The organism is Listeria sp. ILCC796 (genome assembly GCF_900186175.1).
GTDB lineage: Bacteria > Bacillota > Bacilli > Lactobacillales > Listeriaceae > Listeria > Listeria goaensis.
In genome coordinates, this window is the sequence record NZ_FYBV01000015.1 from 18,909 (window position 1) to 32,125 (window position 13,217).

Annotated in this window: 13 protein-coding genes and 1 other annotated feature; of the genes, 6 read left to right on the forward strand and 7 right to left on the reverse strand. The window is 41.3% G+C overall.

The genetic code is table 11. The annotated features are described in order from the left end of the window. The first annotated feature begins 159 nt into the window (after nucleotides 1-159). Nucleotides 160-915, forward strand: coding sequence for a YveK family protein (locus CFS04_RS12630; protein WP_088811043.1), 756 nt, complete (start codon nucleotides 160-162; stop codon nucleotides 913-915). An 88-nt stretch (nucleotides 916-1,003) separates the two neighbouring features. Here the strand turns inward: CFS04_RS12630 and serS are convergent, their stop codons facing one another. Together serS and CFS04_RS12640 are read right to left on the reverse strand one after the other, a co-directional pair. Then, nucleotides 1,004-2,287, reverse strand: coding sequence for a serine--tRNA ligase (gene serS / locus CFS04_RS12635; RefSeq protein WP_088811044.1), 1,284 nt, complete (start codon nucleotides 2,285-2,287; stop codon nucleotides 1,004-1,006). 267 nt (nucleotides 2,288-2,554) lie between these two features. Continuing rightward, nucleotides 2,555-2,776 (reverse strand) — a binding site (T-box leader). A gap of 49 nt (nucleotides 2,777-2,825) precedes the next feature. Then, nucleotides 2,826-3,245 (reverse strand): pyridoxamine 5'-phosphate oxidase family protein, encoded by a 420-nt coding sequence (locus tag CFS04_RS12640; RefSeq protein WP_088811045.1) that lies wholly within the window; start codon nucleotides 3,243-3,245, stop codon nucleotides 2,826-2,828. A gap of 127 nt (nucleotides 3,246-3,372) precedes the next feature. Between CFS04_RS12640 and CFS04_RS12645 the strand changes: the two genes are divergently transcribed. Next, on the forward strand, nucleotides 3,373-3,951 hold the full coding sequence (locus tag CFS04_RS12645) for an aminodeoxychorismate/anthranilate synthase component II (RefSeq protein WP_088811046.1): 579 nt from the start codon (nucleotides 3,373-3,375) through the stop codon (nucleotides 3,949-3,951). Continuing rightward, nucleotides 3,929-5,665 carry an aminodeoxychorismate synthase component I gene (gene pabB, locus CFS04_RS12650; protein WP_088811047.1) on the forward strand — a complete coding sequence of 579 codons (1,737 nt, stop codon included), beginning with the start codon at nucleotides 3,929-3,931 and terminating at the stop codon, nucleotides 5,663-5,665. Before CFS04_RS12645 ends, pabB begins: the two co-directional genes overlap by 23 nt. Here pabB and CFS04_RS12655 read toward each other — a convergent pair. Beyond that, complete coding sequence (locus tag CFS04_RS12655; protein WP_088811048.1) at nucleotides 5,656-7,644, reverse strand: immunoglobulin-like domain-containing protein; 1,989 nt, start codon at nucleotides 7,642-7,644, stop codon at nucleotides 5,656-5,658. The genes pabB and CFS04_RS12655 overlap by 10 nt on opposite strands. Nucleotides 7,645-8,165: 521 nt before the next feature. Here CFS04_RS12655 and CFS04_RS12660 point away from each other — a divergent pair. After that, nucleotides 8,166-10,214: a hypothetical protein gene (locus CFS04_RS12660; protein WP_088811049.1), complete on the forward strand. Its 2,049-nt coding sequence runs from the start codon at nucleotides 8,166-8,168 to the stop codon at nucleotides 10,212-10,214. Between the two features lie 121 nt (nucleotides 10,215-10,335). Next, on the forward strand, nucleotides 10,336-10,983 hold the full coding sequence (locus tag CFS04_RS12665) for a DUF1295 domain-containing protein (protein WP_088811050.1): 648 nt from the start codon (nucleotides 10,336-10,338) through the stop codon (nucleotides 10,981-10,983). Nucleotides 10,984-10,993: 10 nt separating this feature from the next. On the opposite strand, the gene CFS04_RS12670 is transcribed toward CFS04_RS12665, so the two are convergent. Both CFS04_RS12670 and CFS04_RS12675 read right to left on the reverse strand, forming a co-directional pair. After that, nucleotides 10,994-11,338, reverse strand: a complete 345-nt coding sequence (locus CFS04_RS12670) for an EndoU domain-containing protein (protein ID WP_088811051.1) — start codon at nucleotides 11,336-11,338, stop codon at nucleotides 10,994-10,996. Beyond that, nucleotides 11,310-11,429, reverse strand: a complete 120-nt coding sequence (locus CFS04_RS12675; RefSeq protein ID WP_369821531.1) for a transposase — start codon at nucleotides 11,427-11,429, stop codon at nucleotides 11,310-11,312. Before CFS04_RS12675 ends, CFS04_RS12670 begins: the two co-directional genes overlap by 29 nt. Between CFS04_RS12675 and CFS04_RS12680 the strand changes: the two genes are divergently transcribed. Next, the gene (locus tag CFS04_RS12680; RefSeq protein ID WP_205408920.1) at nucleotides 11,392-11,817 is read left to right on the forward strand and encodes a transposase; all 426 of its coding nucleotides are present in this window, start codon (nucleotides 11,392-11,394) and stop codon (nucleotides 11,815-11,817) included. The two genes, CFS04_RS12675 and CFS04_RS12680, sit on opposite strands and share 38 nt — an antisense overlap. A 202-nt stretch (nucleotides 11,818-12,019) precedes the next feature. Here CFS04_RS12680 and CFS04_RS12685 read toward each other — a convergent pair whose 3' ends face one another. Next, a complete protein-coding gene (locus CFS04_RS12685) occupies nucleotides 12,020-12,514 on the reverse strand; it encodes an immunity protein YezG family protein (RefSeq protein WP_205408919.1) in 495 nt (164 codons plus the stop codon). Continuing rightward, nucleotides 12,514-13,032 carry a DNA/RNA non-specific endonuclease gene (locus CFS04_RS12690; protein ID WP_088811053.1) on the reverse strand — a complete coding sequence of 173 codons (519 nt, stop codon included), beginning with the start codon at nucleotides 13,030-13,032 and terminating at the stop codon, nucleotides 12,514-12,516. Before CFS04_RS12690 ends, CFS04_RS12685 begins: the two co-directional genes overlap by 1 nt. Nucleotides 13,033-13,217: the final 185 nt, after the last annotated feature.

Below are 13,217 nucleotides of genomic sequence, written 5' to 3' on the forward strand. Positions count from 1 at the left end.
TAAATATACACATCTTTTAATATTTACGCGCGATAGATATATGGATTGGTTATGCAACAAAAAGGTTGTAACTCTCTTCTCGTTAGCACTACATTATTTTAGAATCAGCCTAGAAATCACGGAAAGCATTTTTAGTGTTGATAAAACCAGGAGGAAGCCATGGAAAATACCCTAGATGTAAGTCAATTATGGAATATTTTGAAAGAAAACAAGTGGATTATTATTTTTAGTACTTGTGCTAGTTTATTAGTAATGGTTATCTATCTCTATTTTTTTTCTGTACCCATTTATAAAAGTGAATCTGAAGTGCTTATCAATCAAGCGAATTCTGAAAAAAGCACTTCCCAAGCAGAAGATGTGCAAGCCAATCTAAAACTTGTAAATACCTATACTTCCATCATGGAAAGTCCGCGTATTTTATCCCAAGTTTCAAGCTTAATGGATAACAAGTACTCCGTCGATGAACTAAGCCAAATGATTACCGTAACAAGTCCTACTGATTCTCAAGTTATACAAGTCAGCGTAGAAGGCTCTAATCCAAAAGATATTGTTAAAATCGCAAATGAAACTGTTAATATATTTAGTAAGACCATACCAAAAATCATGAACGTCAATAATGTTTATACTTTATCGCCCGCTGTTTATAGCCCTAAAATGGCTCCTATAAAACCACACAAGTCTATCATGTTAGCTCTTTCAGTAGCATTTGGATTAATACTTGGCATTATAATTATGTTCATTAGAAATCTGTTTGATAATACAATTAAAACCGCTCAAGACGTGGAACGAAACCTTGGATTAGTTGTTTTAACTTCTATTAATAAGATAGAACCAGAAAACTTAGCAACTACTAGAAAAAATGCGTCTGGTCTTAGAAGTACAAACCTACAAAAAAAGAGTTTGGGACATAAATAAAAAATAAGCATCATTCCAGTAAAGCCCCTTTTTCGAGATGGCATGATTACTGAATGATGCTTTTTTATTTTGACGGAACAAAATCTAATTATTTAGGTGCTTCGATTTTCTCAATTCCACCCATATAGCATTGAAGTGCTTTTGGAATGCGGATTGAGCCGTCTTCCTCTTGATAGTTTTCTAAAATGGCAGCGACTGTGCGACCAATTGCTAGGCCGGATCCATTTAATGTATGCACGAATTCAGGCTTGCCGTTTAGTTCACGGCGGAAGCGTATATTGGCGCGGCGTGCTTGGAAAGCTTCGAAATTACTGCAAGAAGAAATTTCGCGGTACGTCCCGTAACTTGGAATCCACACTTCTAAATCGTATTTTTTGGCTGCTGTGAAACCTAGGTCGGCGGTGCACATGCTAAGCACGCGATACGGAAGTTCTAATCGTTTTAAAACTTCTTCTGCGTTGTTCGTTAACTTTTCGAGCGCCTCGTAGGAATCTTCTGGTTTTACGAACTGGACCAATTCGACTTTGTTGAACTGGTGTTGGCGGATTAGTCCGCGTGTATCGCGACCCGCAGAACCTGCTTCTGAGCGGAAGCACGCGCTAAACGCCGTGTATTTGCGCGGTAAGTCTTCTGCTTTTAAAATGTCATCCCGGTGGTAATTTGTCACTGGGACTTCAGCTGTTGGTATCAAGAAATAATCCTCTTTTTCAACAAGAAAAGCATCTTCCTCGAACTTCGGAAGCTGGCCTGTCCCAGTCATACTCGTGCGATTCACCATGTACGGCGGAAGCATCTCTTCGTAGCCATGCTCTTCGGAATGAAGGTCCATCATGAAGTTTAAAAGCGCGCGTTCAAGGCGTGCTCCGAGCTTTTTATAAAATACGAAGCGGCTTCCAGTTACCTTGCCGGCGCCTTCAAAATCTAAAATATCAAGGTTCGTGCCTAAATCCCAGTGCGCTTTTGGTTCAAAGTTGAAGTTTGGAAGTTCGCCCCATTTGCGAATCTCTACATTGTCATCTTCTGTTTCGCCAATCGGAGTTGATTCGTGCGGAATGTTTGGAATTGCCATCAAAATCGCGTTTAATTTTTCATCAATGTCCTTCAGTTCAATATCGAGCGTTTTAATTTTATCGCCAACAATTCGCATTTCCTCAATTTTTGCATCGGCATTTTCTTTGTTGCGTTTTAAAACAGCAATTTGTTCCGAAACGGCATTACGCTCTGATTTAAGGGCTTCGGTTTCGAGTATTAGCGTACGTCTACGCGCGTCTAGTTCGCCAAATTTTTCAAAATCACCGAGGTCTTCACCGCGATGCGCGAGTTTTGCTTTCACTTCTTCAAAGTTGTTTCTTAGTAATTTTACGTCTAACATGATTTTTTCCTCCTTTGATTATATGGTGTTGGGGTGTATGTTTGCTTGGTTGGGCGGGTGGGCAGACTGAGGGCTGAAGTTCTAAGAGCTTTGATGGATTAACACCTCGCTTTGCTCGGTCTTATATTGCGGCTCTAAGTGCTGAAGTTCTAAGAGACTTTTGATGGATTAACACCTCGCTTTGCTCGGTCTTATATTGCGGCTCTAAGTGCTGAAGCACTAAGAGCCGCAACAAAAACCTCCGCCCCTTCCTGTACAAATATACAGAGAAGGGACGGAGGTTGATATCCGCGTTGCCACCCTAGTTGAGATTGTGAAAATCTCCAGCTTCATTTGGATTTAACGGTTCGCACCGGAATGATTTACTAACAAAATGTGTTCCACCATTCACTCCAAGAGGGATTCGCAAATTTTTGTTACAGATTTTCACCAGCCATCTGCTCTCTCACAAACAAAAAATTTGGTACTATTTCTTGTCAACGTTTTCTTTTATCAATTTAGTTGTATTCTAAACCATTCAAGAGATTTTTTCAAGCCTTTAAATTAAATCCAGTACTTCTGGCTCCTCCGTGGGTAGGTCAAACAAGCGAATCTGCTCTGGAATGATTTTCAGTACCGTAAAACCAGGTTGCTTTTTATCCACCCATTCCGAGTTGATTTGTTCCCAAATGTTTTCAACGATCGCTTCATTTTGCTCTACAACAACACGACCATTAAATTCAACGAAAGCCGTCTTTACATGTTCACCTTCATAGCCGATAAGTACTGAAACATGCGGATTTCGCTCCACCTCGTCCAATTTCGGAAGCGTATTTAACGTTGCCGTGTAGAGCGTTAGCCCTTTATGAAAAAAAGTCATGTATCTCACGTGCGGATATTTATCCTTCACTGTAGCCATAACGCCGATTTTATGATCATCTAACACATTTAAAATTCGTTCCTCCAGCTCGTTTCGCATTTCTATCCCTCCAAAATGATGCTTTTTCTATTTCATTCCACCACGGCGAAAAGTTCAAACTTAACTTGTATAACCTGCTTGAATTTGCTATAAAAGAAATAGTAGCGAAAAAAAAGGGGGGCGGACAATGTTACTTATCATCGACCATCACGATTCATTTACATATAACCTTTATCAATATTTTTTGGAACTAAACGCAGACATGAACGTCGTCTTTTCGGAGAATTTACCTCTTCTCACCCAGTTAGATGATTATGAGGGCGTCATATTGTCACCAGGCCCCGGGAAACCGACCGATTATCCGGAAACACTGGCTTTTATAGAGCGTTATTTTGATAAAAAACCCATTTTAGGGATTTGCTTGGGGCATCAAATGCTCGGCACATTTTTCGGTGCACGTGTTGTTTCTGCCCCCGAAATTGTTCACGGCAAAACAAGTGCCATGACGCATAATGAATCGCAATTGTTCCGCAATTTGCCTCGTACGTTTGATGTAGCGCGCTATCATTCGCTTGCGGTAACTGGGGTTCTGGCACCGCTAATTGAAACGGCTTGGACACAGGACGGCGTTTTAATGGCGATGGAACACGGGACACTTCCCATTTATAGCGTGCAATTTCACCCAGAGGCCATTTTATCAGAGCATGGGCATCATATTTTGAAAAACTTTTTAGAGGTGGCGTATGGAAAATCAGTTGCGTTTTGATTTTGAAGGGCAGACAATGTGTTTTAGTGAGCCGAAGGAAATTTTAATGGCGTTCACACATGCGGAAGTGGCGGCTGTTTTTCAGCGGGCGGAGAAATGGCGGAAAGACGGCTATTATATTGCGGGTTTTGTGAGCTACGAAGCGGCGCCTGCCTTCAATGAATATTTGCGGACCTTTTGTGCGGATAAAAATTTGCCGCTCGTTTGGTTTGGGGTATTTGATTCGCCGGTTCCAAATTTTGAGGCGCCACCGCGTATTAAACCGACTTTTGCGTTTACCGCAGATATGACTTTTCCTGAATATCAGTCACGCATTGCGCGCATTCGCGCGGAAATTGCGGCCGGAAATACGTATCAAACGAACTTTACGCTACGCTTAAACAGCCCTGTGCTGGCAGGATTTGAGACGGGCTCAGCCTACAGGCACCTACGCGAACAAAGCGAGGCACGGTACACGGCCATGCTTACGACCAACGCGCATCAAATTCTCTCTGCTTCACCTGAGCTTTTTTTCAAGGTGGAAAAGGGGAAAGTGACGACGCGGCCGATGAAAGGCACGGTTCGACGGGGGGACACGGCGGAATTGGACGCGGTGAGACGGGATTTTCTGGCGAACGACGAAAAAAATCGGGCGGAAAACGTGATGATTGTCGACTTGCTGCGAAACGACCTTGGCCAAATTGCATGCCCGGGTTCTGTGCGCGTGCCGCGATTATGCGAGCTTGAGCCGTATCCGACGGTGTGGCAAATGACGTCCACGGTGACAGCGGAACTGGCGTCTGAGAAATCGCTTTTTGAGATTTTTGAAGCGCTCTTCCCATGTGGCTCGATTACAGGGGCACCGAAGAAAAGCACGATGGATTTCATTGCCGAGCTCGAAACTTCGGCGCGCGGAGTCTACTGCGGCGCAATTGGTTACGTGAAACCAGACGGGGACATGATTTGGAGTGTGCCGATTCGGACGATTCAAATTGATTTACGAGCAAATGTGGCGCGTTACGGGGTTGGTGGCGGCATTGTTTGGGATTCAGACGCGGCGGCGGAGTTTGCGGAAATTGAAGCGAAATCGGCCGTTTTGGCAGATGCTTTTCCGCCGGTGGAATTAATTGAAAGTCTGCGGCTTGAAAATGGGGAGTTAAAACGGCTTCAGGCCCATTTGGATCGTATGGAAAAAAGCGCGCAAATTTGGGCGTTGCCGTTCGAGCGTTCTGCCGCACGTTCATTGTGGCAAACGGCCGCAGCAGAGCATTCAAATGGCGTGTTTAAATTTCGGGCCGAGCTAAAGCGAAACGGCGATTTTGTTTTTGATGTACAGGAAATAAGTTGTACAACACCCGTCTGGACGGCCAAAATTGCATCAAAACCGCTACCGCGAAATTCGTTTTTGGCGCATAAAACGACCCGCCGCGAAATGTACGAGGAGCTGCGTGAACCAGATGTCACGGAAACCTTGCTTTATAACGAAAAAGAGGAGCTTACGGAGTTCATTTCCGGAAACCTTGTTTTGGAAATCGGCGGGAAACTTGTGACACCAGCGCTTTCGTGCGGACTTTTGCCCGGAATTTTTCGGCAGGCTTTGCTTGAAGAGGGGGAAATTTCTGAGCAAGTTTTGACGTTCCGCGATTTACAGCTGGCTTCACGCGTTTTTTTAACAAATAGTGTCCGCGGTTTTGTGGAAATTGAGATGAAAAAAAGCAAGAAGCATCAGAAATGATGCTTCTTGCTTTTTATTGCAACTAAAACTAGCGTAAGGCCAGCTAAAATTATAAATGGCGAATTTGTATCTCCTGTTTTCGGTAAACTTGTCGCTTGTTTTTCAAGCGAGCTTTTAGTAATGGGTTTTTCATTGATTGGCGTGACTTTTACGTTGTTCGCATTTTCATTTGGTGGCGCTGGCTTGCTTTTTTCAGGAGGTAAAGGGATTAAAGGGCTTGCCTTGTCTTTTACTGTGACCGCAATGGTTTTCTCGATTGTACGGCCGTCTGGATTTGTCGCCGTGTAAGTGACCGCGTACTTCCCAGCTTGCGTGGTGTCGACATTGCTTGCTTTGACGCGGATATCGCTCGTTATATCACCCGCAACGGAATCGTTTGCTGTAGCGTGTTCAAGCGGATTGAACGCATCACCGACATACAATTCGACGTCGCTCGCATCAATCGTAAAGTCGCGCACAGTGACATACACCGTCTTCTCTATGCTGTCGCCGTCTTTATCTGTCACACTGTATTTAATCGGATATTTTCCCACCGCATGAAGGTTTACCGCACTATCATCGATGACAATCCGGTCCGTGATATCGCTTGCATCGTCAGGATCAGTTGCTCGGACATCTTTCATCGGGTCAAAACTTTCGCCAATATAGACTTCGCTATCGCCCGCCTCAATTACTGGTGCTAGCGAATTCGTCACAATCACATTGAACGTGCCTGTGGTTGTTGAGTTTTGAGAACCGCCATATCCGAAAGCACCGTTCATATTCATTATTCTGACTTGTACTGGGTAAACACCCGGAACGTCCCAATTCACATTATGACTATCTGCATAAAATAACATGCCATCTTGGTGATAAAGGCGGAACTGTGTTAAGTCTCCTTCAAAACGATCATAGGCTTTCGTTACGCCGAGGCGTAGATTTGGTTTTTCGTCACCAATGCGATAGTGAATATCTTGCGTCTCGATTTCAATGGCCTTTTCTACTTTCCTAAGTTGCTTATTTCGGGCGCTATCGTAAATAGACTGAATTCCGCTAACCGTTTGATCACTACCTTCAAAACTATACCAAGCATAGTCGCCTGGGTCAGCCGTTGCTGGGTCTGATGAACGCAGCACGAAACTCATATAATAACGATTTTGCGGATCATTGAAGTGCGTGTAGTACACATCTGTTCGCGAAATTTTATCGAATTCATAATAACCATTTTGATCGGAAACAGTTTGCCCGATTAAATTGTCATTTTTATCATATAAAAAAACGTCAATCCCAGATACAAACGGATTATTTGGTGCTGGCGTACTCCATGAACCTTGAATACCATGTTCGGTCGTTAAACGCTCAAATGTTTGCCCATAAATCTTAGGATTTTTGAAAAACACTGTTGGCATATACGACATATTTGTTGTACGCGTGCGATTATCGTCACGCCCTGTCGCAAAATATTGTCCTTCCGCTTGATGTCCCGTTGTTTGATTAAAATCCGTTTCTGTTAAGCCTTCTTTGGCAATACTTTTAGCGTCAAAGAAAAGCTGAACACGTTGCGTTGTTGTGTCCCATTTTACATCTTGTGTAACCATATATTTTACCCAGCGATAACGATTCGTTTCACTAGGTGTTCCCGTTTCAAAATTCACACCATCATTTGAATATTCTACATTCACATCTGCGGACGTAATACCCCCAGTTGTCACAATTTCTGGCGCTTTAGTTAACTCGATTTTGTCATTTTTATCCAAGTGAATGGTCTGTCCCCATGATTTAAAGTTTCCACTCATACTCATTTGTGCTTCATAAGTCAGTATATCGTCATCTGTATAAGGAAAGAAGTTAAGTGATTTATTGGTTGCTCGTGTTGTTATTTTTGACTTCACTGTCAATCCTGCTCCGTAGCTCCCAGTTGCAGCTTTTGCCGAAAAAGAGGAAGTAAGCGGTAACATTAAAATTACGATAATGCTTACGACACCAATGAACTTTTTCATAATTGTCCTCCTTGAAAAATATTGAACCAGCTCTTAATATAGCTGGCTTATGCCAAATAAGCAATGCATTTTTCAAGTCGCAGCGAAGATGTAGCATGCTTTTTTCAATCCAATTGACTGCGGCAGCAACATCCATCTAAGTTGTGTCTAATTTGTGAATTTTTTTACCAAAATAGTAGTTTTTGCTTCGAAAAATCATTATTTTGATACAATTTTCAAAATTTGTTATGACAAAAATCTCGTTTTTCTCGTTTTTCTTCCATTTTAGCTAACGCTGCGCTCCTTACTACTTCATATTTCAGCAAAATAACCGACAATCTTATAGTATAATAGTAAACAGGTTCACTTATATACATCATCGTCAAAGGGAGGCGTTTACGATTAAACCATTACTATTCTTTTTCATACCAGCCATAGTGCTGTCTGTAGCTGTCTACAACAGTTACCAAGATTATCAGGTGGCACACAAAAACGACATAAAAGAGTCCAAGCATCTTCTTTTATTTGAAAAAGGGAAGAAAATGTTAGTTGTGCCAAACGAAGATGACTTGCTCGCGAATCTATATGACGTGCAAGATCAAACAATCGAAAAAACCTTTACTTTCGATTCTAATATTTTCAAAGAAGCGGTTCCAAGTTATCAAAACGGCGCGTTTGTCATCGCAACAAAAACCGAAGACGAACAGCTCGAATTGCATCAAATTGACGCAAATGGCACCATGAAAAATATCCTATCACAAGAAATCATACTAGATAGTTACCTTAAAACGAATAGTTATCAGAACCGTGGGCGCCTCATTATTAGTGCAGAAAACAAGGCGGATACCTATTATATCCAAGTGCAAAACGGCAAAGCTACAGCTATAAATTTGGCAGACGATAAACGCTTATCAGCAAGGCCAACAAGTATTTCGCTTATCTACGGAAATAACGGAAATCTATTACCTTATTGGCTAGTAAATTTAAAAGATGATTCCACCGTACAATTAAGTGGCCTTTTAAATAACCAAAACACGTATTCCATCGCACAAGGGAACTCAGATGTAGCTATTCAAAAACCATTTTTAGCAGACACAGGGTTAAGTAAAAATCAATTGCTGGAAGTTGATACATCGTACCCTAAAGAAATTTACCACATCAATCCCACTGATTTTCGTGCAGGACAAAAGCTCATAACACCAAAACCGCTTTATCAATCGCTCATCATTCCGCTGAATTCAAAAGAAAGTTTGCTCATCGGCTCAAGCACAGAAGATGAGACGCAAGGCGGTATCACGGCGTATTTATTCAATGAACTGAACAGCGGCTTAACAGATGTCAGCGCGCTATTTGAAAAAGCGAACTACGAAGATTTAACGGATAGAAACGCACTTTTTTATAAAGACGAAAACGCGAAAGAGCTGTACTATGACGGAGCGGGCAAAACGACCGGCATGTTCAATTTGGAAACGGGCAAAGCGCAAATCATTGCTGCGGCAGACGTCAGTGCGTGGGACCAAAAAATGACCGGCAAATTGGGCTCATTCCTTGGATTCCTGAAAGAATACCCGGCGCTCGCCATCAATTGGATAGTCTGGCTGTTCATTCCGCTCATGCTGATTTTATTGGGCGTTTCCGGAACAATTATTCGTAAATCGGCCAATAAGCGCAACAAAAAAGACTCAGTTGTTTTGCCGGCTACAATTGTGTCAGCAAACGAAACGGGCGTCTACATAAATAATCAGCCTAGAGTTCGTTTCTTACTGAGCTTTATCTACGAAGGGAAAAAGAAAGAAGTCGAGATCCATCGCGTTGTTTCTGTATTGACGCAAATTCCGATTGGACAGCAAGTGATGATTCGCTACAATCCGAAAAAAAATAAAGCTATGTTCGTGGACGAAGCGGACGTGGCAACGGAAACGACGGCACAAGAAGAACGCATTTCAAATGCCAAACTCACTGCTGTGCGTTCATATGGCGCGGCAAACCGTGGCACCGCTGTCGAACTCGAATTCCAAGCGAATAGCAAGGTATACCATGTTCCAGCTGTTGAGCCGGACGGATTCCGTTTTGAAATCGGCAAAACAGCGGAATTAATGGAAATTGGCGGCATTTCGCGCATACTCGCGTATAACACGGCATATAACGATACCGATTCGGTTGCACTAGAAGGCACGGTTACCGCAGTTAAGCCGCTTTCGGCAACGATTTCCGGGCGTAAATTGACACTGCTCGACTTGACCATTCAAGCAGACGGAACGAGTTTTCCAACCCAAAGTAGCCAATTTGTGCCAAACACGATGACACTGCAAATCGGAATGGCGCTCCCAATCAAGTTCACGCTGGAAGATTTTTCTTTAAGAAAAAGGTTAAGCCAAGCAAAAGAAGGCTCCGCCGTCATATCTTCCGTAAACTATCTTGGCTACACAAGAAGCGAACGACCCGTAGCACGTGTTGAACTCGACATTAACGGCCGTCGCTACATCTCTGTCGGAACTATCGAGCCCACCGCAAGCCCCCGTTCTGGTGACTCCGTCTGGGTGCAATATGACGAAACGCGCGGCGACGCAATTATCGTACGCTATAGCTAAAAAAATCGCAGGTTCCCAAATGATTTACGGGACCTGCGATTTTTTCGTCACCCCAGCTATTTGACTCGCCGTATGCTACAATAAACGAATAAAATATTCCTAGAAAAGGAGTGATGTAAACATGTACGGCATACATCAAAAAACGACTGCTGCGAAGGTATTCATATTCATTACGCAGATTATTTATTTGATTCTCGCATTTTTTATTCTCTATCGCGATGCTACCTTAGATAACTACATACGCTATACGATTATCATCTTTTTACTAATTACCTTCCTTCGCTTAAATGCGATGCTTTTCATCTGGTTACCACGTGGAATTAGTTGGAAAGAATCCATCGGAAACAGTTTAGCATTTGCAATCTATTACATCGGTTTCCCCTTATTCACAGTGTACAGTCAAGCAGACTCGAATATCGCCATGTACGTTATAGGAATAGTCCTCTTCTTAGCTGGTAGCTTCATTAACACAACTTCTGAGTTGCTACGAAAACCTTTTAAAGCCGATCCAGCAAACAAAGGTAAACTTTATAGAGGCGGATTATTTAAATATGCCATTCATATTAACTATTTCGGTGACATTTTATGGGTTGCAGGATTTGCCTTGGTAACAATAAACGTTTGGGCACTTCTCGTCCCACTCTTTTTATTCCTAATGTTCGTCTTCTCTTACATTCCAAATGCAGACAAATATTTATTAGAAAAATACGGTTCGCAATTTGAAGATTATCAAAAACATACGAAAAGGCTTATTCCATTTATTTGGTAGTCATTTACGTCTAAGTATTTTCCTGCCTTGTTGCATCTGGGAATATAGTTGCAGGTTTTCCATCAGTTTTTATTCCCAACTCGCACACCGTTGAACTCACCAAAATAGCTTCTCTATCTTTAACACTAGCAAAGTTTGGCTGACTAGCAACATGTTGTCCTGCACTTTCTATATCTTTATTTATCCAGTTTTCAGGAAACCAAGATTGATTATTCCCTGTTCTTTTAGCCTTAACTTTATGGTCTGGTACATTTCCAGTTCTAACACCATTAGAATAAATTTTTTCAATATTTACTTCAAACCCATTTTCTTTTAAGAAATCAATGTTAAATTGTCCATGTCCGCCACCTTTCATGAGGGGCTACTCCAGCATAATTAGCTAACTTATGCGGATTTGAAAAACGCTCAATGTCGCCTATATGTCCCACTAATGCGCAAGCTGTCACAGCTGACTTAAAACCTATTTATAAAGCCGCTACTGAGGAACTAGCGTTAGAAGCACTAAGTGCGTTTGACGAAAAATGGGGGAAGAAGTATCCAATCATTACAAAAAGTTGGATGGAGCATTGGGCTGAATTAGCAACATTCTTCAACTATCCTGAAGATTTACGCCGGATTATTTACACAACTAACATCATTGAAGGATTTCACCGTCAATTACGTAAATCAACGAAATCAAAAAGTGTTTTTCCTTCAGATGAATCGTTGCTAAAAATGCTTTATCTTGTGACGATAGATGTCACAAAAAAGTGGACCATGAAGGTCCACAATTGGGGACAAATTCTATCACAATTCGTCATATTTTTTGAGGATAGAGTCACTAAATACATTTAACCAGAAACACAACTTACACAAAATTCTTTACAGACCCAGCTAGTACTTTGACTTGTCCCTCGAGCCTTTTTAGCATAACATGCCCACCGTTTAGTTTAGTATCTAAACTTGTTCTTTCAAAATTCTTTTGTTTCACCCTCAGAATCTAGCACAATAACATCTTCAAACCTCTAAATATTTTTCTTTTTCGTAATCTCAGTAGTTAGCGTTCACTTAAATAAGAGTCTAATAATTTGCGTGTGAAAGTGCCTTCTTTCGGCTTAAATTCAAAACTATTATAAGCCCAAATGATTTCTCTTTTTACTTGCCCATCATCATCCGAAATTTTATCGTATAAAAAATCTACATTAAACTTTCCATTAGAATTTAAAGAAAAGCTCAATTGATCCCATAGCGGTTGTTCATTTTCTTCAAAACATTTATTTATTTTTAGTAATATCGAATTAAGTTCTCCTAATAAATCATTATATATTTGTTGAGAAACTTTATATCTCTCTGGTATGTTATGAGATTTTACAAATTTTTTTGAACTAGTTTCTTCAAAATAAAATACAGAAGACCAACTCATTTGTTTTTTTTCCACCTCACCAAGATAGTATATTTTGCTCCAATCAACCGGAATCATCGAAATAATTTTTTGTGCTAATTCATTATATAATATTCCTAATTCTTGCTCCATCATCTCAACTTCTTTCATCAAGGCTTTCTAATAAATTTAATAAATTTTTCTCCGTCTATCCAATATTCTACATTAAAGCTGTCTGGTCTAACAGAATTCAAATTGTAGTTAGGTTTAATGTTAACTTCAACTTTACTACCAAATTTTAATGCGTCTGACCAACTTTTTTCCATATTATACCATTCTCCACCAGCTTCCTCATACGTCATACTCCCCCGAATCGCCGCCGTGCTTAAGCCTAGCCCTATCACCACGTCCATCAGGCCACTTTCATCCAGCGTGTCTTTCACCGATTCCACATACGCCGATGCCCGGAGCGTGCCACCAGCCATACCGGTGTATTGCGTGCCGTCCATATAATAGGTGCCGGTTTTCCACGATTCAGTGATTTTTTTATTTAAATCCTCATTCGTGATAATTTGGTAGTCATTTGGATCTAAGTACTTTCCTGCCTTGTCTAAGTATTTCTTCAGTTTCGGGTCATGCACACCCACTCCGTTTTGTTCAAGCAGCCGCATCGTTCTTTGCGCCGTCATCACAAGCGCTAAAAGTTCTTGGAAAAAGTGGGTATGACCTTGCTCAAATTGTAAATAGTTTTCCAGAATTTTTTCTTCTTTGACAATGTCTAGTTATTTGACTTTAAAATAATTATTCCAATCTTGCCTAGATATTAGATTTTCTATACCAAAATCAGTTTTCAGAAAGCTTCGTCCCACTTATT